The following is a 24,195-nucleotide window of genomic DNA, read 5'->3' as shown; positions in this document are numbered from 1 at the left end:
GCTAGCTCTTAGCGCTAGCTTTTGCTTTATCGAGGCAGGCGGCCTTGCTGCTTAAAGCGATAAAAACCTTGGGGGTCTGGGCGGCCTATGTACTTTAGATTACCACTCATGGTTTTGGGCATTTCTGCGCCCGCTTTAATTTTGCCTTCGGCCAACCAATTTGGCTGTCCAATGGAGGCCAATAACTCTAGCTCAAGCTGAGGGTCGCTATGGCTAAGCTGAATAGTAGGCTGCCCTTCATTGCAACTTAGCTCGGCATTCGCGTTATCTAAACGCAGTTCGCCTAATGGGGTACCAATTAGCGGTCCAAGCCAACGGAGCTGCCCGGCTAATTGCTCACACCAAGGGCTGCCTTGACTAGCTTCGGCAAGGTTTAATTGAATATCACCTTCAATTGATAAAGGCAGCGGCATTGGCACCTGCTCAACCACCCAACTGGCGGGAGCTTCTAATTCAAAATCCTTGGCATACCAACCGGAAAAGCTTAAACCGACCTGCCCCTCTCCATGTAGCTCTTGACCAGTACCAAGCTGCACATCGGCGGCAATACGCCCCAACAATAAGGCGCTGGGTTTTAACTGCCAATGTACTTGGTTTAGGCTTAAGTTTGGCGTATCAACACTGTTTAACTTGCCACTCCAAATGCTGCCGCTGGGATGATTAAGCGCGATGCCCTTTGGTAAAGGCGCATAATTTAATACCACCGCCAATGGAGTGGTTGCTATCAAACTAATCAAATACACCGATATCAGTAATAGCGCTAAAGCGAAATACTTCTTCATTCAGCTTTTCCTAAGCGTAAACGGCGAACACCAACAATGCCCTCTTGTTTACCTTCATCTAAATCTACGTTTTCAACAATAATGCCATAGCGTTGGCTGAGCATTTTTAACCAAGTCATTAACTGATTAAAAGGCACACTTTCAATCCATACTTCGACTTCATCACCCTTTGGCTGAATGCGGCTAATAGTAATGCGTTGCTGGCGAGCGGAGCTGCTCACAGCTTGGCTTACCTTTACCTCAGTGCTGGTTTGTTGAGGGCGTCCATTAGCCAAAATCACTGAGCCTTGCTGCTGAGCCCATTCTAAGGTTTGCTGTTGGCTAGCCAAACGCTGTTTAGCCTGAGCATTAGCGCCAGCTATTGGTGACCAAATACCCCAATACAATACCGCTATGGCCACGAGTACCGCAGCTGCAGTGACCAGGTTTTGTTCGCGTTTGTTTAAACTTTGCCACCACTGCTTCATGATGCATTCCTTATAACTAAGGTGCCAACCACTGCACCCGCTTTGTTACTCAAGGTGCCTTGCTCACTTTCAAAAGGTTGCACCGACTGGCGGAACTGCTCAAAGGTTTGGAAGTTTTTAGCTTGCGCCTGCAAGCGTATTTCACCTTTTTTGTGGTCGTAGCGCAGGCTAATTGGATTCAAATCTTGGTTTTTATCGAAGGCTACCGAAAGATGAATCATCATTTTCAAAAAGTCTTGATCGGGTGCTTCGCCAATGCCGGTAAGGGCCTTGCGAAAATCACTGCGAATACGACTATCTCGTACTCGAGAAACTTCAGGAAATACCCGTTTGTAAACGGTGCGAATGTTTTCATCAACACTAGCAATTTGTTGTTCTGTTTTGTGAGTGTCGATAAGCTGATAGGCCAAGGCCAATACAAAACACACGCTGGCAGCAATAGCCACTTTTCGCCACTGCAACCAAAGCTGAGCAATAGGGTTAGCCGCAGCATATCGCCCTTGTAATAAATTAAGCTTAGCTTTTTTGGCACCATCACTTAACAGCTTCATCGGCAGTTCAGGCGCGCGAGCTTGCCATTCGACCGTATCATTTTCGAGCTTAGCTGATGGGCTGTAATGCTGAATTACTAGCTCAGGATACTGCTTAGCAATCAGTGGGAACGCTGTAGCTAACCAGCCTTCATCAATGCTCATTATGCGGCCATCAAAAAAGCGAAATAGCCATTGCTGATTGAGCTGAATCGCTGTCGATTGGCCTTCTTCCGCTTCAGGTAAACACAGCGCGTCCACACACCAGGTTTGGCTTTCTATGCCGGCCGTTTCGAGCATGTCTAGCCAGCTTTCCATCTGTTGGTGGCTCACACAGGCAACATCAATACTGTCTTTGCCTTTGTCTAGCAGACAGATATGTAAGTTGTCTGGATCTTGTGCCAACTGCTCTTCGAGCATAAATGGCGCCACTTGTTGCCAAGAGCGCTGTGCCGATTTAGGTAGCTCTAAGCTATGCTGACTAATATCACTGGCTGGAACTAATACAATAACTCGGCGCTGTTCGGCCTTTTCTTTCAGCAAACCTAACTCGGCGCTACTGGTCAGCTCGCCAGCGGCAATAAGCTCCTGCTCGCTGTCGGACCAAACCATCCAGTTAATGATTTCTTTGCCGGTGCTCGGTAGTCGAATAATGAGTTGTTCGTTCACAGTTGGTCTCCGTAAGAGCGTCTAATCACTTTAAGATCAGAAGTACCACTGCGCTGAATAACGCTGCTCATTTGTGCTTGTCCTTGTTCATTTTCCACTAACAATTGCGCTTTAAAGTAATTTGATTGCAACGCCAATGTTTGCTGTAAACCCGGTTGAGTAAGCGGAATTCCCGCTAAGGCTGGATGAGTCATCATCTCGTCCAACAAACGATACCCCTCATCGGGACGGTCATTCAAGACCTGCTGTGCGCCAGTGTTATCCAGATCAGGATAAAACAACGCTTCTAAAAGCTGTGGGTGATCTGGGGCGATAGTATTCACGTTCACCGCTAAGTTAGACTCCGGCAAGGCACAAATAAATGGTGCGACTTTTCGGTAAATCCCAGCTGTAACTCCATACACCGCTCTAAACTCACTTTTATCTGCCATCGGCATATTAGCTGGCAAATAGGCTGGATTTAAACCTTCGTAAACCCCATCTTCCGCACCCTGCGGCAACGGGATGGTATCGGCGTCAATCCAATCTCGAGTAGCATCGGTAATTTGTTCGGCGCTATAGGCATCAACCCCTATTGCCACCAATAAACCGATAAACTGATCGGCAACCTTAGGCGGCTGTCCATCAGTTTTATTTGGCTGGCCCAAGGCGTTTAAGTTGAAGCAGGCCTGCATGTCCACAATTTGCCCCTTAATCACCGAGTCTTCAACAGGGAAAACCATGCCCTCGGTAGCCCAATATTGACCAAGGTGCACCCGATCATCATCTTCGAGATCTTGCTTTATCACTTTTAAGGCAAACGCTTCGGCGCCTGACAGCATCCAGTTTGAGCGCAAAGAGTGCTGCAAGTTGGTTGCTCTGGCTAAATCCAGTTGCAAACGCTGACTAAACTGAGCCGCTACCACCACCATCACCGCCAAAATTAGCATTACGGTTAGCAGTGCAACGCCTCGTTGCCGTTGAGGGAAAGCAGGAATACTCTGCATTATGAGCCGTCCGGATTAGGTTGGCTGCCAGAGTTATTATCGCCATTATTGGTGCCAGAATCGCTACCACCTTGGTTGGTATTACGATTGGCGTCTTCTTGGGCTTGGCTAGCAACTGTTGCTCGGCTGCCTTCCGGGCTTAAAAATACTCGACGCAATTCGCCATAATCTTTATGTCGCAGAGTCACTTCTACCGCTCGCGGTAGCTGGTTACTGTCCGATACCTGCTGGCTCCAACCGCTCGAGCCGTGAAAGCGAAAGTTAAGTTCTTCAACATCTTCAAGCAATACCATTTCGCGAGGCTCGTATCCCACTACGGCATCGGGGTGGTTGTAAAATCGTTTAATCAGCTTTTCGTCTTTTAACAAATAAGCCACGCGTTGCAGATGCGAACGACGGATAACCGACTGAGGATTTCGCCAACCAAGCACCAACATTTCAATGCCCATGTCATCACTTTCTAACAAGTACTTTTCGGCCATCATTAATGGTCGCTGTTCTTCGGTTTCATCTCTCACCGAACGCGGTGCCAGCTGAGTAAAGTCTCGCTGCATAAAAAACATCGCGCGTTGCAAGGCTTGTAGGCTTTCGCCATGGCGCTGCGAAATCTCGTCGCTGCGCATCACCCCTTGCAATACCTGATAAGCCGCCATAGTCAGCAAGGCAAAAATTACAATCGCCACCAGCATTTCGAGTAAGGTAAAACCGCGCTGCTTCATCAACGGCTCACATAACTGGTGATTTCGGCCAAAGCGGCTTTTTCTTCGGCATTGCGATACACCGAAATAGTCACTGCCACAAAATTGGGATCGCCAGTGGCCACTCCTTGTGAGCGCCAATGCCAATCAATATCACCAAATTTGGTGGTTCCTTTGCGGCTAGCTGTACCGGGCCAAGTATTACTGAGCTTAAGCTCGGCCATTTGATTGTCGGCAATCCACAGGGCAAAGGTTTTATCTTGAATGTAAGTTAGGCTGCGCAAGTTTTCTGAGGCACTTTTCATAACTGCTGTGCCAGCAATGGCTAGCACCGCCAAGGCTACCATCACTTCGAGTAGGGTCATGCCTCGTTGCTTGTTCATTGCTCTTGGTCTCGAGCAATAGTCAGCTGGCCTAAATCATCACTGCTTACTTGCCAGCGATTAAGGCTATCTTCGTAAGCAAACACCAATTTAAAGGGCGTGACTTCACCACTACTTAGCAACAATACCTGCGGCACAATAGTTTGTTCGACCTCTTCGGTGATGAAGTCTTTTTCAAATAAGCCATCACCTTCAAAGCCTAAGCTACCACTGCCATAGCCTTGCTCTTCAAGCTCCTCATTTTCTAGGCTTAACTCTAGAAAATAAGGTTCTTCAAATACTTTTTCTTTAAATATGCGGTCGTTAAGTTTTACCCAACGCTGCTTTTCCATACGCACAAACTGGTACTTTTCGGCGTCACTGTAGATGCCGTAATCGTAGCCCGTCAACAGTGCCTGCTCTTGCGCATATTGAATTAGCGCCGCTAAGCGTTTTGCTTGCTGCTCTACAATTTTTTGCTCGCTAGAACCCGATACCGACATGACGACGGAGTAAATCCCCATCGACATTAATAGCAGTACTAAAATCACTTCCAGCAAGGTAAAACCTTGCTGGCGATTACGATGAGGCAAGCGAGAAGCCATCAAACTACTGGTCTAAATTCCAGTTACCAATATCGTCATTGGTACCTTCTTCACCGTCTAAGCCAGCGCTGAAGATATCAATACGGCCCTTTTCACCAGGGCTAATTAGAATGTAGTCATTGCCCCAAGGGTCTTTTTGCAGGCGACGCAAGTAACCGTCTTCTGGGTAGTTGCGCGGCTCAGGGCTTGAGCTTGGCTTAGTTACCAAGGCTTCTAGGCCTTGATCGGTAGTGGGGTAACGCGAGTTATCCAAGCGGTACATATCTAGGGCATTTTCTAGGGCAATAATGTCGGTTTTTGCCTTTTGAATATCGGCTTTTTCTTTGTTACCTAATAGGTTAGGAACAACCAAGCCCGCTAGAATACCTAGAATAACAATCACCACCATCACTTCTAGCAAGGTAAAACCTTTACTAGTTGCTTGTGTGTGCATCGACTTTTGCATGTTACTTACTCCGAAATACCGGTAGGGGCTATAGCCCTACCATGTTATTAAGTTCCAAAATCGGCAATAGAATTGCCATTACGATAAATAGCACGATACCCGCCATCGTAACGATCAAGGCAGGCTCGAATATCCCTAATGCTATGTTCACTTGCGTTTCGAACTGGCGGTCTTGGTTATCGGCCGCGCGTTCTAACATTCCTTCCAATTCTCCTGAACGCTCACCGCTGGCGATCATGTGTAGCATCATCGGTGGAAACAACTTGGTTGCTTCTAGCGAAGAGTGCAAACTGCCGCCTTCGCGCACTTTAGAGGCCGCATCCAATACCTGGGCGCGGGCGTAATCATTGGTGAGAACTTCACCGGCAATGCCCATACCTTCTAGCAATGGCACTGCACTGGCATTCAAAATACTTAAGGTTCTAGCAAAGCGGGCAGTATTGAGCCCCTTGCTAACCTTGCCAACCACCGGCATACCTAGAAGTCGCTGATGCCATTTCATTCTAATATTGTCTTTCTGCAATAAGCGCTGCCAGACCACCATCGCCAGCATGCCTGCAATCAAGAAAACCAGCCCGTAGTCACTGACCAGTTCACTCACATAAATCAAAAACTTGGTGGCGTTAGGCAGCTCTTGCCCCATATGCTCAAACTGCGCCACAACCTTAGGCACAACCGACACCAACAGAATCGCGATAACCCCTAAACAGACAAAGGTAAGCACTGCTGGGTAGATTAAGGCTTGCATGGTTTTCATGCGCATGGCTTGGCGCTGCTCGGTATAATCAGCCAAGCGATCAAGCACTTTATCTAGGTGACCTGACTTTTCGCCGGCGGCCACCATGGCGCAATACAGTTTTTCAAATACATCGGGGAATTCGGCCATGCTATCGGCCAAGCTGTAACCTTCGACAACTTTAGATCGCACACCTGAAATAATGCTTTTGAGTTTGGGTTTGTCACACTGCTGAGCCACCGCTTTAAGTGACTCTTCAATAGGCATAGCTGCGGCAACCAAGGTTGCTAGCTGACGCGTTAATAGCGCTAAATCTGAGGTGCTGACTTTGCTTCGCAGACGAAAGCCTGTACTGGCTTTTTGGGCGCGCTCGGCCACTTGCTCAATTTTAAGTGGTGTTAAGCCTTGTTCACGCAGATGAGCGCGCACCTGACGCGCCGACTCCGCTTCATGAACTCCGTTAGATTTTTTGCCCTTTTGGTTAAAGGCTTGATACTCAAATGCCGGCATTACACTAACTATCCTTCGCGGGTGACTCGCAATACTTCTTCTAGGCTAGTAATGCCCTTCAGCACTTTATTTACCCCATCTTGTCGGATGCTTGGGCAACTAGAGCGCACTGCATTTTCAATTTCTTGTTCGCTGCTACCAGAGTGAATCATATCGCGTACTTCATCGGTCACTGGCAATAGTTCATGAATACCGGTTCGGCCACGGTAACCTGTGTTGTTACAGCTTTCGCAACCCACAGGGCGATACACCGTAGCATCTTTAGCAATGCCTAAGAGCTGATGTTCGTGCTCGCTCACTACATGGGCTTCGCAGCAATCTTGGCATAATGTACGCACCAAACGCTGAGCTAATACCGCCAATAGACTAGACGATAATAAGAACGGCTCTACTCCCATGTCGCGTAAACGGGTTACCGAACCAATCGCGGTATTGGTGTGCAAGGTAGATAATACTAAGTGACCAGTTAAACTGGCTTGTACTGCAATTTGCGCGGTTTCTAAGTCACGGATCTCACCAATCATTACCACATCGGGGTCTTGACGAAGAATCGCTCGCAGACCACGTGCAAAGGTCATATCCACTTTGGTATTCACTTGGGTTTGACCAATACCTTCAATATTAAATTCCACCGGGTCTTCTACGGTAAGAATGTTCCTATCTTTGGTATTAATGTCGTTAAGGCCCGCGTACAAGGTAGTACTTTTACCCGAACCCGTTGGCCCAGTAACCAAAATAATGCCGTGAGGTTTCTTCAGCAATTCACTGATAACTTCGCGGTAACTTTCTGCTAAACCGAGGCTTTCTAGTTTTAGTCGTGAGTTGTTTTTGTCTAATAAACGCAATACCACACGCTCGCCATGACTAGACGGCATGGTCGAAACCCGCACATCTACGGCGCGACCCGCAATGCGCAAGGAAATACGACCATCTTGCGGTACCCGTTTCTCGGCAATGTCTAAGCGCGCCATTACTTTAATACGCGAAACCAATAAGGCCGCCAACTTACGATGAGGGCGTAAAATTTCACGTAATACTCCATCAATACGAAAACGAATTACCAGTGCAGCTTCAAAGGTTTCAATGTGAATATCACTGGCACCTTCTTTAATCGCTTCACCTAACATGGCGTTAATCAATTTGATGATTGGCGCATCGTCTTCGGTTTCTAAGAGATCTTCGTTTTCGGGAAGCTCTTCAGCCAAGGTATAAAAGTCCATATCGTTACCGATATCTTCCATTAGCTGACGAGCTTGCGATGAATCACGCTGATAGCCTTCGGTTAGGCGTTGCTCAAAATCATCATCAGACAGCGCTTCACATTCAAATTCTTGCTTTAATACGCGGCGGATTTCGAGCAGCGCTTCTAGCTCCACCTTAGAGTTATGATAAACCTGCCAAGCGTCTTGTTTTTTCTCCAACATAACGCCGTAGGTTTTGGCAAACATATAGGGGAGCTGCCAACCTTCAACCCCTTCCATTTGGGGGGTATCAGACACTAAGGCCTTTTCATCTTCTATTACGTTTAACTCAGCATCTAAGTCCATTACTCGGCACTCACTTGCTCTTCGTTAGCAGCCGCTGCTTCGGCTTCTTTTGCCGCTTTCTCAGCTTCTTCTTTCTTTAAGCGCTCGTTCTTTTCTTTTAAGTAGTCGATGTACTCTTGAACTTCAGGAGATACGTCATCGACCGAGTTGAACTCTGGTAATACTGGCACTTTAGTGTCTGGCATTAGCACCACGCCTAACTCTTCACGCAACAACTGCTGAGCACGAATTTGGCTGTACTTACGCGAGCTAACACTTTGCATGGTTACTGAGTCACGAATAATGGTGGGGCGAATGAAGATCATCAAATTACGTTTAACTTTCTTCGAGTTAGTTGAACGGAACAAGTGACCTAATACCGGAATGTCGCCCAGTAATGGTACTTTAGATTCACTTTCTTCAATTTGGTCGTCTAACAAACCGCCTAAAATAATGGTATCGCCACTGTCTACTAATACCGTGGTTTGCAATTGGCGTTTAGCAAATACAACATCGACAGAGGTTTGACCTTGTACCTTCGACACTTCTTGCTCAATGGTTAACTGAACTGCGTCACCTTCGTTAATCTGTGGCGTTACTTTTAGCTTGATACCCACTTCTTTACGGTCAACGGTAGTGAAAGGATTATCGTTGCTACTGCTAGAAGCAGAGCCGGTTAGTACCGGAACTTCTTCACCCACAGTAAAGAAGGCTTCTTTGTTATCTAGGGTGGTAATAGACGGAGTGGCTAATAAGTTTGAACGCGAATCATTAGCCGCCGCTTGCACTAACACGCCCCAATCAGCACCATAAAAACCAAAAGCTGCACCAGAAATTTTAGCCAAGGCACTGGCTAAGCCAGAGATATCACCAGGAGTGTCTGGGTTTTGTACCGATGAACCATCAGTATTTGTAACCAGCGACCCTTCCGTTGGTTGAGCATCGTAGATACCTGCGCCAATTTCACTGATCGATACACCGGCATCATTAAACTGAGTACCACCCGCTTTAGTCGCCCACTGTACGCCAAGGCTAATACCGTCACCTTCGGCCACTTCAACAATAATGGCCTCTACGTTAACTTGGGCGCGACGAATATCAAGCTGATTAATCACACCTTCTAAGGTGCGCATGTTGTCTGGCTGAGCGGTGATTACCAAGGTATTGGTATCTTCGTGGGCTTCAATCGAGAAATTACCACGCGAATTACTGGAAGAACTCTTTTTGCTACCGCCAGCTGCCTCTGCTGCTACGGTTTCACTTACGCCTTTAAGTACATCGACCAAGTCGCCAGCTTTAGCATACTTTAAGTAGAAAACACGGGTATTACCGTAGGTTTCTAATTCGCTATCAAGCTTTGCCACTAAACGTACAATTCGTGCTCGAGCACTTGGTTCGCCCGATACCACAATGCTGTTGGTCCGCTCATCGGCAACCACTTTAGGTATTAACAAACTGGCCGATGCACCTTTGCCGCCAGTGCTTGCCGTTAGCGATTCAATAATACGTACCAGCTCACCAGCAGAGGCAAACTTGAGGCGAATGATATCTACTTCTTGGTCACCTGCTTTATCTACTCGGCGAATAATCTCAACTAAGCGATTAACCACCGCGGCGCGGCCAGTAAGCATAATCACGTTGGAAGGATCGTAGTGCACTACGTTACCGCCACCAGCATTATCATTTAGCTGGCGTAATAATGGCGCCAACTCACGCACCGATACATTACGCACCGGCACCACGCGGGTCACCATTTCATCGCCTAAAGCTTGATCATCACGGTCAACCACCGGAATCGCTCCCGCTTTGGCGTCTTTGGCGCGTACCACTTTGGTTACGCCGTTTGGCATATCAATAACCGCAAAGCCGTATACATCTAGCACACTTAAAAAGAACTGATAGTACTGCTCTTCGGTAAGCAAATCGTAACTACGTACATTAACCTTGCCGCGTACCGCGGGGTCTACGATGATGGTTTTATTGAGATTACGACCAACCGTGGTGATGAACTCACTAATGTCAGCACCTTTAAAATTGGCTGAATACTCGGTGGCACTCACGATTCCACAAAGGCCTAATCCAATTAGGCCAACAAGGCTGTGGCGAATAAAGCGTAAGGCGTGCAACTTCATGTTAAATAAATCTCCGGTACTATTCATCTGGCAGGCTGAACAACACATCCTGCAACTGGCCATTGCGTTCTACGGTTACCGTAATATCCGTTAGCTCGGCCATTTCTTGCATCACTTGCATTGCTTGCGCGTTGTCGCGCAGGTCATATCCATTAAGAGCTACAGCTAAGTCATTAGCTTTTAAGCCCACTTGTTTAAATAAGGCGGCGTTTTTACCGGGATTAATCCGATAACCACTTAAGGCACCATCTTTACGAACCGGCGAAATACGAATGTAATCGGTAAGCTTTGAAGGGTCTTTTAATACTTCTTTTACGTCGACCTTGGCCGAACGATCGTTGCTAGGCGCTTTGGTATTGCGTTTAGCGGTATTGGAACTAGACCGAGATTGCGACTTTTTGTCTTCAGGATCTAACAATAAACTTTCGTAAACACCGCGATGCAATAAAATCACCCGGTCAGTTTGAATCTCTTTTATTACAGCTTGAGTACCATTAATCGATTCATCTACGCCGTAAGTCTGTTGTTTACCGCGGTGTTCAATAATGGCCAGGGCTTTAGTTTGGTCGCTACTCGCCACCAAACCAGAAAGGGTTAGCTTTAATGAGGTTTTGGGTGCATCAGTTGACGAAGGCGCTTGAACAACCGGCTTGGCTTTTTTTGCTTGATATTCACCAAACAAATGCAACTTGGTAAGGCTAGATAAATCAACTTGAGCCGCTTTATTGCTAGTTTGTACCTGCTGAGGAACCCAGCGAAAAGCCGGCGAAGGCGTTGGCACTAATAACCAAGTAATAGACGCCAGCTGATAAGCGGCAAAACACATCAATAGTAATGTGATTAATACGCTGCTCTTTTGAGAAGGAACGTAACGCGCAACTTGAGTTGAAAAAGATTTAATATCCATTTATTCGTTATAATACATCTGTCATCGTTAACCGATTCTCGATCATCCTTATGAAAAAACTATTGCAAAGCGCCTCATAGAGAGGGTTCTTCATTCTAAAGGGACTTAGGCGCAGAACAAGTGCTGCAAGTGTAAATTTTGCATTTAATTAGACTTTTATCAGTTTTCTGCTGGATAACGCACTAATCCGTGACATCGCTTACACGTATAAAACTGATATAATTTAATAGATATTATATAAGCCAGCCAAGACTTAGCATGAATTCACAAAACTCTAACAACTCTGCACCACGCCTTGATAAGTGGTTGTGGGCAGCACGATTTTATAAAACTCGAGGGCTTGCTCGTGACATGGTTATGGGCGGTAAAGTGCACTATAACCAACAACGCTGTAAGCCAAGTAAAAATGTAGAAGTGGGTGCTACTATTAGCTTATGGCAAGGCCAGCAACAAATAGAAATAGTGGTTGAGCAGTTAAGCGACAAACGCGGCCCAGCGCCACAAGCTCAACTACTTTACCAAGAAACAGAACAAAGCCTTAAAAAGCGCGAACAATATGCAATGCAACGCAAGCTCATGGCACAAAGTGCCAGCCCAGAACGCCGACCCGATAAAAAGCAGCGTCGGCAAATTATTCAGTTTAAACAACAATAGTCAGGCCTACTTATGAAGCAAGACATTCTTAACCGTTACCTATTCGAAGATTACAACCTCCGTGGCGAGTTAGTGCAGTTGCAGCAAAGCTACGAAGAAATCATCGATCAACAAAACTACCCTGCGCCTGTACAAACTCTATTGGGCGAAATGCTAGCGGCCACTTGTTTGCTCACTGCCACTTTAAAGTTTGAAGGTGACATTACTGTGCAACTACAAGGCGATGGCCCGTTAAGCGTATTAGCAGTAAGCGGCACCGACCAACAACAAATGCGTGGTGTCGCGCGCTACCAAGGCGCCATCGATCCTAATATCAGCTTTGCTGAGCTAGTTGGGAAAGGCCACATTGTGATTACCATTACGCCCACCCAAGGCGAGCGCTACCAAGGTATTGTTGAGATAAACCCGCAAGGTGTAGCCGCCAGTATTGAGGCTTACTTCCAGCAATCGGAACAACTTAATACTCGCCTATGGTTGTTTACAGGCATGTTTGAGGGTCGCCCTCACGCCAGCGGCTTATTCTTACAGGCCTTGCCAGCCAGTAAAGATGAAGATGCCGAACACTTCGAGTTAATTACCACCTTAAGTGAAACCACCACCGCCCAAGAAAGTTTTGAGCTAGACGCTGAGCAATTACTATTTCGTTTGTATCACGAACATAAAGTTCGCGTTTACGAGCCGCAAGACGTTTGCTTTAAATGCACTTGTTCAAGAGAGCGCTGTGAAACCGCCTTAGCCAACATTGACCACAAAGAATTGCTCGAAATTTGCCATGAAAGAGGCCATATTTCGATGCATTGTGACTACTGTGGACATGACTATAATTTTAACGAAGCCGACGTTGAAAACATTTTCACGCGTAATATATCGACAAACCCTGCCAAAATTCATTAAACTGACTTCAGGAAATGCGGTGCAAATCGCATTTCCTAGATAGACCCCTAATAACCATAAAAAAAGTGCTGGTAATTTGACGCCCCTCTCTTTTTGGTACCACTAAAGGGATAGAATCAGAGCCAACACCAATTAAAAAAACAATATAAATCTTACCTCTCTACCTACAGGAGACTGCTATGCTTGACGTTGCAGAAAAAGATCAGGTTATCGACCTGGCTCAATACGGCATCAAAGATGTGTCGGACGTGGTGTACAACCCCTCATACGAAGAACTATTCAAGGAAGAAACTCGACCGGAACTTACCGGATACGAACGCGGTATTGTCACCAACACTGGTGCGGTTGCCGTAGACACAGGGATCTTCACTGGGCGTTCCCCAAAAGATAAATACATCGTTCTAGACGATACCACCCGCGACAGCATGTGGTGGACCTCAGAACAAGCTAAAAACGACAACAAGCCAATAGACCCCGCGGTTTGGACCGACCTAAAACAAACCGTGACCGACCAACTATCTGGTAAACGCTTATTTGTGGTTGATACATACTGTGGTGCTAACCCTGATACTCGCTTAAAAGTACGTTTTATTGTTGAAGTGGCATGGCAGGCTCACTTTGTAACCAACATGTTCATTCGCCCAACAGCCGCAGAGCTTGAGGACTACGAGCCAGACTTTGTAGTGATGAACGGTTCTAAAACCACCAACAAAAAGTGGAAAGAACACGGCCTAAACTCAGAAAACTTCACCGTATTTAACATGACAGAAAAAATGCAGGTGATTGGTGGTACATGGTACGGCGGCGAAATGAAGAAAGGCATGTTCGCCATGATGAACTACTACCTACCGCTTAATGGCATGGCGTCTATGCACTGCTCAGCCAACGTAGGTGAAGCCGGTGACACCGCCATTTTCTTTGGCCTCTCTGGTACTGGTAAAACTACCTTATCAACCGATCCTAAACGCCAATTAATTGGTGACGATGAGCACGGTTGGGACGACGAAGGCGTATTTAACTTTGAAGGTGGCTGCTACGCTAAAACCATTAAGTTAAGTAAAGAAGCCGAGCCCGATATCTACAATGCTATCAAACGTGATGCTTTGTTAGAGAACGTAACGGTGCGCAACGATGGTAGCGTAAACTACGACGACGGTTCTAAAACCGAAAATACTCGTGTTTCTTACCCAATCAATCACATTGAGAATATCGTTAAGCCAGTATCTAAAGCCGGTCATGCTAAGAAAGTGATTTTCTTAACTGCCGATGCTTTTGGAGTATTGCCGCCCGTTGCTAAGCTTACGCCTGAGCAAACTAAGTACCATTTCTTGTCTGGCTTTACCGCCAAACTAGCCGGTACTGAGCGAGGCATTACTGAGCCAACACCTACTTTCTCAGCGTGTTTTGGTGCAGCCTTCCTAACCTTACATCCAACTAAATACGCCGAAGTATTAGTTAAACGTATGGAAGCGGCAGGTGCCGAGGCTTACTTAGTCAATACCGGTTGGAATGGCACAGGCAAACGAATCTCGATTCAAGATACTCGTGCAATTATTGACGCCATTTTAGATGGCTCAATCGAAACGCAAGACACCAAACAATTGCCAATCTTTAATCTAGAAGTACCTACCACGTTACCCGGTGCCGACAGCGAGATTCTCGACCCTCGCGATACCTACCAAGATCCATTGCAGTGGGAAAGCAAAGCCGAAGATTTAGCCCAACGCTTTATCAAAAACTTTGCCAAGTACACCGACAATGCAGAAGGTGAAGCCCTAGTAGCAGCGGGTCCACAACTGGACTAGAAAAACGCTAAGCACTAAAAAACCAGCCCGTGGGCTGGTTTTTTTATATCCAAATCTTGACTTAACGACCTGACTTAAACTTAGTCCATAAGCGGGTGCGAGTACGTTCTACTTTTGGTGGAATACTAACAAAGCCAAATAACTTCTCTGACGCTTCTTCTGTAGGGTAAATACCTTCATGTGCAGCAATCTCAGGGTTGATTAGTGCAGTGGCTTTAGTGTTTGGGTTGGCATACCAAACATAATCGGTCACTTTAGCAATCACGTCTGGGCGCAGTACAAAGTTAATAAAGGCATGAGCATTTTCTGGGTGTTTAGCATCTTTAGGAATGGCAAACATGTCAAACCATACACCTGCGCCTTCTTTAGGAATAATGTACTCAAGCTCTACACCATTGTTAGCTTCTGCAGCGCGATCTCCAGCCATTAGCACATCGCCAGACCAACCAATAGCAACACAAATGTCACCGCTGGCTAAATCGTTAATGTATTGCGAACTATGAAAGTAACGAATGCTTGGGCGAAGCTGCGTCATCAAACTTTCGATCTCACCCTTATAATCTGCAGACTTAGCGCTGTTAGGCTCTTTGCCCATATAGTTAAGCATTGACGCCACCACTTCACTTGGCGCGTCTAAGTAGGCAATACCACACTGGCTTAATTTAGCGGCAATTTCTGGGTCAAACACCAATGACCATGAGTCCAGCTCGGCATCTTCACCTAAGATTTCTTTTACTTTATTTACGTTATAACCAATACCGGTGGTTCCCCACATATAAGGAATGCCGTAAAGGTTGCCTGGGTCGTAGGCCTCTAAAGTAGCGAGCAATTTAGGATCTAAGTTGTCCCAATTGCTTAATTGGCTGCGGTCTAGCTTTTGATACACCCCAGCGGTGATTTGACGAGCATAAAAGTCGTGCGACGGTGAAACAATATCAAAACCGGTGCTACCCGACAGTAACTTGGCTTCTAATACTTCATTGGAATCAAATACGTCGTAAACCACTTTAATACCGGTTTCTTTTTCAAACTCAGCAATAGTGTCTTCGGCAATATAATCAGTCCAATTATAAACATTTAGTACTTTCTCTTCTTGAGCAGTTACTCCGCCAGCATTTATGGCCAATAGGCTTACCAGCAACATGTTTAGTTTATTCACTCATGCAATCCTCGTAATGGTGTGATGGCTAATCACACAATGGTTATTGATAGTTAGTTTAGTGTAGTTAGCGTGTCAGCACAGGCAAAAACCACAAGATTTAGGCTCTAAGCGAACGCCGCGAGATAGTAACGGTAAATTTATCTAAACCCAAGTGTTGGCTGGCTAACAAATATCCAAAAAAGCGCTTTGAAAAGACTTTACTCCTCGCTAAAATCTACGATTAACTAAAATTTTTGAGTTAACTGCGTGCATACAGGACTAAGTCACGCTTAACACATATAGGATGGAATACTTTCAAAACAATGATTAGCGACCAACAAATAGAGACCATTCGTCTGCAACTCGTCGAGCAACTGAACGAAACTCAACAACGCCTTGAGCAAGACGCTCAACTTTTTAAAGACAAAGAAGATTCTGGTGATGACGTAGATCGCGCCAACCAGGAAGAGTCTCAACAGCTGCAGCTGAACCGTCGCCAGCACGACATTGCCCATGTTAAAAGCATTAAAGACGCGCTACGCCGTATCGAAGAACAAGATTATGGTTTTTGCGAAGGTTGTGGCGAAGACATTAGCGTTGCGCGATTAAACGCTCGCCCAGAGTCTCGCTACTGTATTGATTGCCAAGATTATCGCGAGAGAAAAAGCAGCCAATACGCCTAATTCGCCCTGTTTGGCTAAATAATCTTAGTATTCCTTATTAAGATCATATTCACTGAGCCTGCTCGCTGTTATAATTCTGTTCCGATTTCACATCGGATTAGGATCTGCGAGCATGAACAACCCGCTTTATCAGAAGCACATTATCTCCATCCCTGATTTATCTCGTCAGGAACTTGAATTAATCGTCGACACCGCCCAAAGCATCAAGCAACAACCCCGTCCCGAATTATTAAAAAACAAAGTTGTCGCCAGCTGTTTTTTTGAAGCCTCGACCCGTACGCGCTTGTCTTTTGAAACCGCCGTACAACGTTTAGGCGGCAGCGTGATTGGTTTTGCTGATGGCGGAAATACCTCACTGGGTAAAAAAGGCGAAACCTTAGTTGATTCGGTTAAAGTGATTTCATCATACAGCGACGCTTTTTTCATGCGCCACCCACAGGAAGGCGCGGCTCGCCTAGCCAGCGAATTCTCTAGCGTACCGGTGGTGAATGGCGGAGACGGCTCAAACCAGCATCCTACCCAAACCTTGCTCGACTTATTCACCATCTACGAAACCCAAGGGTCGCTTGAGGGTTTAAAAGTGGCCTTTGTTGGCGACTTAAAATATGGCCGCACCGTGCACTCCCTTACTCAAGCCTTGTCACTATTTGGTTGCGAGTTCTACTTTATTGCACCGAAAGCTCTGGCCATGCCCGACTACATAATCGAAGAGTTGAATGAGCGTGAAATCAAATACAGCCTGCACGACAGCATAGAAGAAGTGGTTGATGAACTCGATATTCTGTACATGACTCGAGTACAAAAAGAGCGCTTTGATGAAACCGAATATCAACACATCAAATCAAGCTTTATTTTACGCGCTAATATGCTCGAGCAAGTAAAAGATAATCTGAAAATTCTCCACCCTCTGCCACGGGTTGATGAAATCACCACCGATGTAGATACCACGCCTTATGCCTACTACTTCGAACAAGCAGAAAACGGGGTCTACGCTCGCCAAGCCCTACTCGCATTAATCATGACCAATGAATTTGGAGCGCAATAATGAAAAAGAAGCTGCAAGTAGAAGCCATTGCGCATGGCACCGTAATTGACCACGTTCCAGCGGGTCAAGGCATTAAAATTCTTAAGTTTTTTCAGCTCTCGGCAGCGCAAGAGCGAATCACCGTAGGGCTTAATTTGCCGAGTGGCGATCAACAACAAAAAGACTTAATTAAAGTTGAGAATACGGTTTTTGATGAAAACCAAGCTAACCAGTTAGCCTTGTTTGCACCCAACGCCACCATTAATGTTATTGAAGACTTTGAAGTAGTGCGTAAGTTTCATGTGTCTACGCCAGAGCAAATTAAAGCGGTATTTGCTTGCCCCAATAGCAACTGCATTAGCCACAACGAACCCATCGACAGTAACTTTTATGTGCGCCACCAGCAGCAAGAGATCAAGCTAAAGTGCCACTACTGCGAGAAAACCTTCGACCGCGGCCTATTCTCAGAGCTTGATTAAGCTCAGCTACTCTCAATAAACAGAGCGCCAGTCGCTCTGTTTTCTTTACTAACACTTAACTTGTATAAAAACCTTCAATTAAAGCTGCTTCATCTATAGTTAAAATCACAGGCAAACTTAATAACAAGCTAATCATTTAATAGTGGCAGAGACACTAAACACAAGCGACAACAGCAACAAGGCTTGTGCTTACAAAATGTTTCGCTTAAGTTAAGGTAAAGCTATAAATATCTGATCGATTAAAGTTTTTTTAACGTAACCAGTGTAATCCAAACTAATGATTTAATTCAGATTACCTGATACAAGGATGTGACTAATGTTTAAACGAGTAAGTTCGCTACTCTGTTGTAGTATGGCAGTTAGTTTCGCTACTGATGCCCGCCCCCTAGCTGAAGCGCCTGGTTGGTCTGCCACCATTAACCTAAATGTGGGTTACGTGAGTGGCCAAAATCAGTTTTCCACTGATGATGATAACCAAATCACCGACGACCTAAACAATAATGGGAAAAGCTCAAGCTCGGCGATTGTTTACCCTTTATTACGGGTTGATTACACCACTCAAGATTTAAAGAATCAGTTTTTCCTCGGTAACAGCCGCGAGAATCTAGGCCGTGCACAATTTCAATATGAATTGGGTTATACCCGCGCAATCAGTGACCGCAGTAAAATCACCGCTGCTTATTTCCCAGAGCTTCCGCTTCTTAACGACACCTGGAGCGATCCTTACCTGACCGGTCAAGCGCGACAAAAAACCGATGAAAACTACCAAGGTGGTCGCTTACGTTTTGAATCGATTGCCGACAGCCCGCTAACTTTAGAATATGTGTACGCAAACCGTACTGTAGACAACGAGCAAAGTGGTGTAGCTTTATTCGGTGCAAATTCTGCTGAAACTAAAGCCTTAGATAGAAATGCCAATCTGCATCGTTTAATTGCTGAAACCTTCGTGCCATTGTCGCGCAAATGGTTCTTAGCACCAGCAGTGGCTTACACCACGGCTAAAGCCGACGGCAGCGCCAACGATTTCGACCAATATACTTTACGTTTAACCAGCATTTACCGCTCGGGTCCGCATGTATTTACCTTAAATGCGGAATATGGCCAAACCAAGTACTCTGGCAGTAACCCGGTGTTTGATAACCAGACCCAAAAAGATGACAAAGCTTCGCTGTTTGGGATTTACGTGTTTAACGAACCTTTTGGTTGGAAGAACACTATGTTTAATGTGCTAGGTGGATACAATAATACCGATTCCAACATTACCTTTTACGATAGCAAAGGTGGCATTGCAGCCCTTGGCTTTGGTTACACATTTAAATAAAGCGCATAAATAAAGGCAGCCTAGGCTGCCTTTATCTTTCAATAAACTAGCGCCACTCGCTCAGTCTTGACTCAAATCTAATTCGGCAAAATAAATAGCTGTTTTCTCTTCGTGGCTAGAATAATAACTGCAAAACACCTTATTGCCCTGCTGTACCAATCCTGGATAGCTGGTATCACCATCGGAAGGCAATACCTGAAACTCCTGCAAGCGTGCTTTGTCGGCATCTAACCAACACAAACTGGTACGCACCGGCTGGTACAAACGCATTGCGCAGAGCAAACGCCCATCGTCGAGTTTAATCATCGCTGGGCCACCAATTTGCAGCTGTAAATCTTGCCACTGCCAATCTAAGTAAGGCGGTTTGGCATAACCCAGTTGCCCGGTGCCAGTGTCTTTATCACGACGCAATAAACACAATGCCGCACCATCATCGAGTAAACATAAATCATGCTCGTTGGGATAGGCTAAACCATTTTGTTGCAAACTAAATAAGGGATCTAAATGCAGCTGATAATCGCCTTGCTCGTCCATACGATACAGATTCACTTTATCTAAGCTGTAATTGTAGGCCACTGCATAAGCGCTATCAGCCAAATAGCGGCTGCGCCATAACCACATGCCTGCATCGCCTTGGGCGCTTAACTCGCTCCAGTTTTCACCATCATCAGACCAGGCGGTATAACTTTGTAAATCAAAACTTTCGCTGCTGCGATTAACCCCAGCGCAGGTTAGCAGCAAGCGACCGTCTGGGCTTTCAACTAATTTTGGGTCGCGTAAATCTATACCAGGTAGGTGAATTAACGCTGCCGACTCGAAGTGGGTGTCATCTGCTGAGCGGCGTAAGATGCGAATATCTCCTTCATCACTTACATGTGCTTCAGCTTCGCGAAAGCACAACCATAGCGCTTGCTTAAACTCGCACAGATCAGTAAAAGCGTTATGCTCTCCTTCATCCCATACCCGCTCTACTGAGCATAACTTCATAAACTGTTTCTCCTAAACAACCTTCGGCACCTGCATAAACGAATGATTTAACTAGCAAACTAGCCTGCACAGCTCCTTGAGTAAAAGCTTAGCAACTTTGTACCCTTATCGACTATTATCAATTAAGCTGAATAAGAGATTCATTTAATCGCAAAAATACCCCAAGGAGGGACCATGTTTTTGGATTTTTTCGCATTAGGCCTGCTGCTCTTTGTAGGATTGACCCTGTTCTACGGCATTATTGCTATTCACGATATTCCTTACGAAATATCTAAGCATCGCAATCACCCTCACCAAGATGCTATCCACGTAGCTGGCTGGATAAGCTTATTTACCTTGCATGCTATTTGGCCCTTTCTATGGATATGGGCCACCCTGTATCGAGAAGACCGAGGCTGGGGTTTTAAACAGTTGCAACAGCAAGAACAAGAGCTCGAACAAAAAGAGCAACAATTAGAATCTCAAAACGAAGAGCTAAGTGCTGAGCTTACTAAGCTAAAACGCCAAGTAGCCATTATTAGCAAACATGTACAGCAGCTAGAGCAACAACAGGGGAATCAATAATGGATTTATTGCTTATTCTCACCTACGCAGGGATCTGCATCGCGGTATTCAAAATCTTTAATATTCCATTAACCAAATGGACGGTTCCAACCGCAGTGCTTGGCGGCATTGTGATCATTGGAGTATTAATGATCCTAATGAACTACAACCACCCGTTTACTGCCAATGCTCGGCAGATGTATACCTCAGTGCCTATAATGCCCTTAGTCCGCGGCAAGGTAATCGACGTACCCGTAAAACCTAATCAGCTAATTAAAGCTGGCGATGTGTTATTTAAACTCGACCCTGAACCGTTTGAAGCAGTCGTAGAGCAGCGCGAAGCCGAAGTCGCAGCCGCTCAACAACAAGTTCCGCAATTATTGGCGCAACTTGCCAGTGCTCAAGCCACCACCAATGCTGCGAAAGCCGAGCGAGACCGCACCCAAAAGGCTTATCAACGCTATGCCGAAGGGCGTAAAAAAGGTGGCAAAAACAGCCCCTTTACTGAGCTGGAAGTAGAAAATCGCCAACAAGCCTATTTAGCGGCAGAAGCCCAACTGCAAGTGGCACAAGCCAATCAAACCAATGCTCAACTAGCTTACGACTCGCAAATTAATGGGGTGAATACTAACGTTGCACGATTACAAAGCCAGTTAGATAAAGCCCTGTTCGACCTTGAACAAACCGTGGTGCATGCACCTACCGATGGTTACGTTACGCAATTAGGTTTACGTAAAGGCATGGTGGCAGTTCCTATGCCATTGCGCCCAGTGATGACCTTTATTCCTAAGGAAGAAAGCATTTTTGTTGGCGCTTTTTGGGAAAACTCCATCAAGCGTTTAAAAGAGGGCGACCAAGCTGAGTTTATTGTTACCGCCCAGCCAGGCATTGTATTTAAAGGTACGGTTATTCAGGTAATGCCAACCATTGCCGAAGGTGAGTTCCAAGCCAATGGCAGTTTGCGCGGCGCAGAGGCCTTTTTTGTGAACAGCCGCAGCTTAGTGATAATCGACCCTGAGCCACGTTTTGATGAGTTTGACTTCCCCATGGGCATTAGTGGTCAAGTAGCCATTTATACCGAGCACTTTCACCATGTTTCAATGATTAGAAAGGTATTGCTAAGGATGCAAGGCTGGGTGAACTACATCTTCCCCTTCCACTAGAACCTAGCAATAAGCCTAAGATAAAAGGCCAGCAATTTGCTGGCCTTATACTTATTGCTCTAAGTCACTCACTCGTTGTTTTAGCTCTGCCAGCTCTTGGCGAAGCGCATCTATTTGCTGCTGCAACTCTTCATTTTGCTGAGTTGCCACTGGGGCGCTAGCCTCTACATGACTGGCTGCGGGTAAAGCAGGCTCACCAGAAAACAAATGAGCGTAACGCGATTCTCGCTTACCTGGCTCTCGCTCAAGTTTAAGCACTAACTTTCCACTTTCATGCTCGGCCAGTTCATTTAAGCTTTGCTCTACCTCTTGCACGCTTGCAAAATTAGCTAAACGCTGGCTGCGAGTCCGCAATTCACCGGGGGTTTGTGGCCCACGCAAGAACAGCAAACAAATAATCGCGCGTTGCCCTTCAGTTAACTGCAAACCACCAAACTGGCTGTTACAAAAACGGTGTTGATAGCGCACCACGCGGCCAGCCAGAGGCGCCTCGGTCACAATGCGTAAATCTTGCAGCTTCACCAACACATCTTGTACTTCGGCCTCGGTCATTGCCATAACCGGTTCACGATTACTTTTTTGATTGCAGGCTAGGGTTAATGCGTTCAGTGATAGCGGGTATTGATCGGGCGTGGTGGTTTCTTTTTCTAACAAGGCACCAATAACACGGGTTTGCTCTAGGCTTAAATTCTGTTCCACTCTTCACCTCTTTAAAACCAAAACGACAGGTAGGTTTTCAAATTGATTAGCTAAGAATACGTTAATCTGTTGGCAGAAACAGCGGCTTGTTGCAGGTTTCTGAACACCTATCAATTCAATATTCCGAACACCTACGGCCGCAGCTAAATTTTATGCAACAAACACTCTTATTTGATCTTTTTTGATGTAGATTAGTTCTACTGGTCTGATAACTCGTTAAGGTGGGCGTCCACTCAAACGGGACAGCAACGGCGCAATACCCACGAGTAGTAATTAACTAGGTTAAGCTGGACGCAAGATAGTATGGAATCATTTCGTTGGACATCAGATTTTGAAACTGGGATTTCTGTTGTTGACGATCAGCATCGCCACTTAATTGATTTAATTAATCAAATTGGTGAGCTGCTCACCGACAGCCATAGTCCTCAACAAGCTGCTGTCGAATCACTAAGCCAAGAGCTAAATAACTACGTTAAAGAGCACTTTCGTGAAGAAGAGTTGCTTATGGCAAAACACAAGGTTGACCCTCACCATTGCCAAGCTCATGTTAAAGCGCATCGAGAGTTTTTAAGCGAAGTGGCTAAACTTCGGCAATTTAATTACGACAACAAACAAAGCAAAATTAAACACTTATTGGATTATCTGATTCAATGGTTGGCCTATCATATTCTGGGCATCGATCAGGTACTAACAAAACAGCTGCATTATATAGAAGGCGGCGACAGCCCAGCCTCTGCTTATAGCAAAATTGAGCAACCTAATGACTTAGCCACCGAGCCATTAATTACCGCTTTGCGCGGCCTGTTTCATCAGGTTAGTGTGCGTAATAACGAATTGCTCGAGCTAAATCAAAACCTCGAACAAAAAGTGCAAGAGCGCACCATAGCGCTTCAAAAAACCAATCAACATTTGCAATCTTTGGCACATACCGACGTGCTCACCGGCCTGCCTAATCGCCGACATGCAATGATTCAACTGATGGAGCTTTGGAAGCAATCACTTGAGAACGACAGCCCATTAGCCTGCATGATGATTGATGCCGATCACTTTAAACAAATTAACGACCGCAATGGCCATGACGCGGGAGACGCGGTATTAATGCTACTCGCACGGGCCTTGCGAGAATCGGTGCGCAACGACGATGTAGTCGCCCGCCTAGGCGGTGATGAATTTTTGCTTGTTTGTCCTAATACCAACGAAGAAGGGGCATTAAATCTTGGCCACAACATTCGTGAACGCATAGCCAATATGCAACTCAATAATCAGCGCTATCGCGTTACCGTGAGTGTAGGTATCGCCAGTCGCAGCCAAGAAATGCAGCATCACGAAGCTATTATGAAAGCGGCCGATAAAGCCGTTTATCAAGCGAAAGCAGAGGGCAAAAACTGCGTTCGCACCTTTGCCGACGTTTCTAAGCAACAAGCCAGTTAAACAGCACTTCTCTAAC

25 protein-coding genes are annotated in these 24,195 nt (G+C 45.9%); 10 read left to right on the top strand and 15 right to left on the bottom strand.

What is annotated here, in order from left to right; translation table 11 throughout:
* Positions 1-26 precede the first annotated feature (26 nt).
* The 12 genes from G6R11_RS15555 to gspC are packed head-to-tail and all read right to left on the bottom strand — an operon-like array spanning position 27 to position 11,355.
* Complete coding sequence (locus G6R11_RS15555) at positions 27-782, bottom strand: type II secretion system protein N (RefSeq protein WP_163133990.1); 756 nt, start codon at positions 780-782, stop codon at positions 27-29.
* Positions 779-1,249, bottom strand: a complete 471-nt coding sequence (gene gspM, locus G6R11_RS15550; RefSeq protein WP_163133989.1) for a type II secretion system protein GspM — start codon at positions 1,247-1,249, stop codon at positions 779-781. Before gspM ends, G6R11_RS15555 begins: the two co-directional genes overlap by 4 nt.
* On the bottom strand, positions 1,246-2,448 hold the full coding sequence (gene gspL, locus G6R11_RS15545) for a type II secretion system protein GspL (protein WP_163133988.1): 1,203 nt from the start codon (positions 2,446-2,448) through the stop codon (positions 1,246-1,248). The genes gspM and gspL overlap by 4 nt, the downstream gene beginning before the upstream one ends.
* Complete coding sequence (gene gspK / locus G6R11_RS15540) at positions 2,445-3,434, bottom strand: type II secretion system minor pseudopilin GspK (protein WP_163133987.1); 990 nt, start codon at positions 3,432-3,434, stop codon at positions 2,445-2,447. The genes gspL and gspK overlap by 4 nt, the downstream gene beginning before the upstream one ends.
* Entirely contained in the window at positions 3,434-4,153 is a 720-nt protein-coding gene (gene gspJ / locus G6R11_RS15535) for a type II secretion system minor pseudopilin GspJ (protein WP_163133986.1), read from the bottom strand. The genes gspK and gspJ overlap by 1 nt, the downstream gene beginning before the upstream one ends.
* On the bottom strand, positions 4,153-4,515 hold the full coding sequence (gspI, locus tag G6R11_RS15530) for a type II secretion system minor pseudopilin GspI (protein ID WP_163133985.1): 363 nt from the start codon (positions 4,513-4,515) through the stop codon (positions 4,153-4,155). The genes gspJ and gspI overlap by 1 nt, the downstream gene beginning before the upstream one ends.
* Positions 4,512-5,099: a type II secretion system minor pseudopilin GspH gene (gene gspH, locus G6R11_RS15525; protein WP_163133984.1), complete on the bottom strand. Its 588-nt coding sequence runs from the start codon at positions 5,097-5,099 to the stop codon at positions 4,512-4,514. Before gspH ends, gspI begins: the two co-directional genes overlap by 4 nt.
* Before the next feature lie 4 nt (positions 5,100-5,103).
* On the bottom strand, positions 5,104-5,544 hold the full coding sequence (gene gspG / locus G6R11_RS15520) for a type II secretion system major pseudopilin GspG (protein ID WP_240352488.1): 441 nt from the start codon (positions 5,542-5,544) through the stop codon (positions 5,104-5,106).
* A 28-nt stretch (positions 5,545-5,572) separates the two neighbouring features.
* On the bottom strand, positions 5,573-6,790 hold the full coding sequence (gene gspF / locus G6R11_RS15515) for a type II secretion system inner membrane protein GspF (RefSeq protein ID WP_163133983.1): 1,218 nt from the start codon (positions 6,788-6,790) through the stop codon (positions 5,573-5,575).
* An 8-nt stretch (positions 6,791-6,798) separates the two neighbouring features.
* Entirely contained in the window at positions 6,799-8,337 is a 1,539-nt protein-coding gene (gene gspE / locus G6R11_RS15510; RefSeq protein WP_370525668.1) for a type II secretion system ATPase GspE, read from the bottom strand.
* Positions 8,337-10,448: a type II secretion system secretin GspD gene (gene gspD / locus G6R11_RS15505; RefSeq protein ID WP_163133982.1), complete on the bottom strand. Its 2,112-nt coding sequence runs from the start codon at positions 10,446-10,448 to the stop codon at positions 8,337-8,339. Before gspD ends, gspE begins: the two co-directional genes overlap by 1 nt.
* Before the next feature lie 19 nt (positions 10,449-10,467).
* A complete protein-coding gene (gspC, locus tag G6R11_RS15500; RefSeq protein WP_163133981.1) occupies positions 10,468-11,355 on the bottom strand; it encodes a type II secretion system protein GspC in 888 nt (295 codons plus the stop codon).
* 258 nt (positions 11,356-11,613) lie between these two features.
* Here gspC and hslR point away from each other — a divergent pair, with 258 nt between their 5' ends.
* From hslR to pckA, 3 genes are all read left to right on the top strand, one after another.
* Positions 11,614-12,009 carry a ribosome-associated heat shock protein Hsp15 gene (hslR, locus tag G6R11_RS15495; protein ID WP_163133980.1) on the top strand — a complete coding sequence of 132 codons (396 nt, stop codon included), beginning with the start codon at positions 11,614-11,616 and terminating at the stop codon, positions 12,007-12,009.
* A 12-nt stretch (positions 12,010-12,021) separates the two neighbouring features.
* Entirely contained in the window at positions 12,022-12,903 is an 882-nt protein-coding gene (hslO, locus tag G6R11_RS15490; RefSeq protein ID WP_163133979.1) for an Hsp33 family molecular chaperone HslO, read from the top strand.
* A gap of 179 nt (positions 12,904-13,082) precedes the next feature.
* On the top strand, positions 13,083-14,708 hold the full coding sequence (pckA, locus tag G6R11_RS15485; RefSeq protein WP_163133978.1) for a phosphoenolpyruvate carboxykinase (ATP): 1,626 nt from the start codon (positions 13,083-13,085) through the stop codon (positions 14,706-14,708).
* A 61-nt stretch (positions 14,709-14,769) separates the two neighbouring features.
* On the opposite strand, the gene G6R11_RS15480 is transcribed toward pckA, so the two are convergent.
* Entirely contained in the window at positions 14,770-15,867 is a 1,098-nt protein-coding gene (locus tag G6R11_RS15480) for an extracellular solute-binding protein (protein WP_163133977.1), read from the bottom strand.
* Positions 15,868-16,172: 305 nt separating this feature from the next.
* Between G6R11_RS15480 and G6R11_RS15475 the strand changes: the two genes are divergently transcribed.
* The 4 genes from G6R11_RS15475 (at position 16,173) to G6R11_RS15460 (ending at position 19,356) form a co-directional block, all read left to right on the top strand.
* On the top strand, positions 16,173-16,532 hold the full coding sequence (locus tag G6R11_RS15475; protein ID WP_163133976.1) for a TraR/DksA family transcriptional regulator: 360 nt from the start codon (positions 16,173-16,175) through the stop codon (positions 16,530-16,532).
* A 112-nt stretch (positions 16,533-16,644) separates the two neighbouring features.
* Positions 16,645-17,577, top strand: coding sequence for an aspartate carbamoyltransferase (gene pyrB / locus G6R11_RS15470; RefSeq protein ID WP_163133975.1), 933 nt, complete (start codon positions 16,645-16,647; stop codon positions 17,575-17,577).
* Positions 17,577-18,035 carry an aspartate carbamoyltransferase regulatory subunit gene (pyrI, locus tag G6R11_RS15465; RefSeq protein ID WP_163133974.1) on the top strand — a complete coding sequence of 153 codons (459 nt, stop codon included), beginning with the start codon at positions 17,577-17,579 and terminating at the stop codon, positions 18,033-18,035. The genes pyrB and pyrI overlap by 1 nt, the downstream gene beginning before the upstream one ends.
* 316 nt (positions 18,036-18,351) lie before the next feature.
* A complete protein-coding gene (locus G6R11_RS15460; protein ID WP_163133973.1) occupies positions 18,352-19,356 on the top strand; it encodes a DUF2860 domain-containing protein in 1,005 nt (334 codons plus the stop codon).
* 60 nt (positions 19,357-19,416) lie between these two features.
* On the opposite strand, the gene G6R11_RS15455 is transcribed toward G6R11_RS15460, so the two are convergent.
* Entirely contained in the window at positions 19,417-20,343 is a 927-nt protein-coding gene (locus tag G6R11_RS15455) for an exo-alpha-sialidase (protein ID WP_163133972.1), read from the bottom strand.
* Positions 20,344-20,517: 174 nt separating this feature from the next.
* Between G6R11_RS15455 and G6R11_RS15450 the strand changes: the two genes are divergently transcribed.
* A complete protein-coding gene (locus G6R11_RS15450; protein ID WP_163133971.1) occupies positions 20,518-20,907 on the top strand; it encodes a DUF3302 domain-containing protein in 390 nt (129 codons plus the stop codon).
* On the top strand, positions 20,907-22,049 hold the full coding sequence (locus tag G6R11_RS15445) for an HlyD family secretion protein (RefSeq protein ID WP_163133970.1): 1,143 nt from the start codon (positions 20,907-20,909) through the stop codon (positions 22,047-22,049). The genes G6R11_RS15450 and G6R11_RS15445 overlap by 1 nt, the downstream gene beginning before the upstream one ends.
* 51 nt (positions 22,050-22,100) lie before the next feature.
* On the opposite strand, the gene G6R11_RS15440 is transcribed toward G6R11_RS15445, so the two are convergent.
* Positions 22,101-22,748 carry a YceH family protein gene (locus tag G6R11_RS15440; RefSeq protein ID WP_163133969.1) on the bottom strand — a complete coding sequence of 216 codons (648 nt, stop codon included), beginning with the start codon at positions 22,746-22,748 and terminating at the stop codon, positions 22,101-22,103.
* 303 nt (positions 22,749-23,051) lie between these two features.
* On the opposite strand from G6R11_RS15440, the gene G6R11_RS15435 reads away from it, so the two are divergent.
* A complete protein-coding gene (locus tag G6R11_RS15435; protein WP_163133968.1) occupies positions 23,052-24,179 on the top strand; it encodes a GGDEF domain-containing protein in 1,128 nt (375 codons plus the stop codon).
* Positions 24,180-24,195 lie beyond the last annotated feature (16 nt).

Origin of the sequence: Agarivorans sp. Alg241-V36, from assembly GCF_900537085.1 — a bacterium.
Taxonomy (GTDB): domain Bacteria; phylum Pseudomonadota; class Gammaproteobacteria; order Enterobacterales; family Celerinatantimonadaceae; genus Agarivorans.
The sequence above is the reverse complement of the archived record's forward strand: the minus strand, read 5'-3'. Positions and strand labels throughout refer to the sequence as shown.

Excerpts from the sequence above, each read along its gene's own strand:
- G6R11_RS15555 (WP_163133990.1), bottom strand. The coding sequence starts at position 782 with ATGAAGAAGTATTTCGCTTTAGCGCTATTACTGATATCGGTGTATTTG.
- gspM (WP_163133989.1), bottom strand. The coding sequence starts at position 1,249 with ATGAAGCAGTGGTGGCAAAGTTTAAACAAACGCGAACAAAACCTGGTC.
- gspK (WP_163133987.1), bottom strand. The coding sequence starts at position 3,434 with ATGCAGAGTATTCCTGCTTTCCCTCAACGGCAACGAGGCGTTGCACTG.
- gspJ (WP_163133986.1), bottom strand. The coding sequence starts at position 4,153 with ATGAAGCAGCGCGGTTTTACCTTACTCGAAATGCTGGTGGCGATTGTA.
- gspI (WP_163133985.1), bottom strand. The coding sequence starts at position 4,515 with ATGAACAAGCAACGAGGCATGACCCTACTCGAAGTGATGGTAGCCTTG.
- gspH (WP_163133984.1), bottom strand. The coding sequence starts at position 5,099 with ATGGCTTCTCGCTTGCCTCATCGTAATCGCCAGCAAGGTTTTACCTTG.
- gspG (WP_240352488.1), bottom strand. The coding sequence starts at position 5,544 with ATGCAAAAGTCGATGCACACACAAGCAACTAGTAAAGGTTTTACCTTG.
- gspF (WP_163133983.1), bottom strand. The coding sequence starts at position 6,790 with ATGCCGGCATTTGAGTATCAAGCCTTTAACCAAAAGGGCAAAAAATCT.
- gspE (WP_370525668.1), bottom strand. The coding sequence starts at position 8,337 with ATGGACTTAGATGCTGAGTTAAACGTAATAGAAGATGAAAAGGCCTTA.
- gspD (WP_163133982.1), bottom strand. The coding sequence starts at position 10,448 with ATGAAGTTGCACGCCTTACGCTTTATTCGCCACAGCCTTGTTGGCCTA.
- gspC (WP_163133981.1), bottom strand. The coding sequence starts at position 11,355 with ATGGATATTAAATCTTTTTCAACTCAAGTTGCGCGTTACGTTCCTTCT.
- hslR (WP_163133980.1), top strand. The coding sequence starts at position 11,614 with ATGAATTCACAAAACTCTAACAACTCTGCACCACGCCTTGATAAGTGG.
- hslO (WP_163133979.1), top strand. The coding sequence starts at position 12,022 with ATGAAGCAAGACATTCTTAACCGTTACCTATTCGAAGATTACAACCTC.
- pckA (WP_163133978.1), top strand. The coding sequence starts at position 13,083 with ATGCTTGACGTTGCAGAAAAAGATCAGGTTATCGACCTGGCTCAATAC.
- G6R11_RS15475 (WP_163133976.1), top strand. The coding sequence starts at position 16,173 with ATGATTAGCGACCAACAAATAGAGACCATTCGTCTGCAACTCGTCGAG.
- pyrB (WP_163133975.1), top strand. The coding sequence starts at position 16,645 with ATGAACAACCCGCTTTATCAGAAGCACATTATCTCCATCCCTGATTTA.
- pyrI (WP_163133974.1), top strand. The coding sequence starts at position 17,577 with ATGAAAAAGAAGCTGCAAGTAGAAGCCATTGCGCATGGCACCGTAATT.
- G6R11_RS15460 (WP_163133973.1), top strand. The coding sequence starts at position 18,352 with ATGTTTAAACGAGTAAGTTCGCTACTCTGTTGTAGTATGGCAGTTAGT.
- G6R11_RS15455 (WP_163133972.1), bottom strand. The coding sequence starts at position 20,343 with ATGAAGTTATGCTCAGTAGAGCGGGTATGGGATGAAGGAGAGCATAAC.
- G6R11_RS15450 (WP_163133971.1), top strand. The coding sequence starts at position 20,518 with ATGTTTTTGGATTTTTTCGCATTAGGCCTGCTGCTCTTTGTAGGATTG.
- G6R11_RS15445 (WP_163133970.1), top strand. The coding sequence starts at position 20,907 with ATGGATTTATTGCTTATTCTCACCTACGCAGGGATCTGCATCGCGGTA.
- G6R11_RS15435 (WP_163133968.1), top strand. The coding sequence starts at position 23,052 with ATGGAATCATTTCGTTGGACATCAGATTTTGAAACTGGGATTTCTGTT.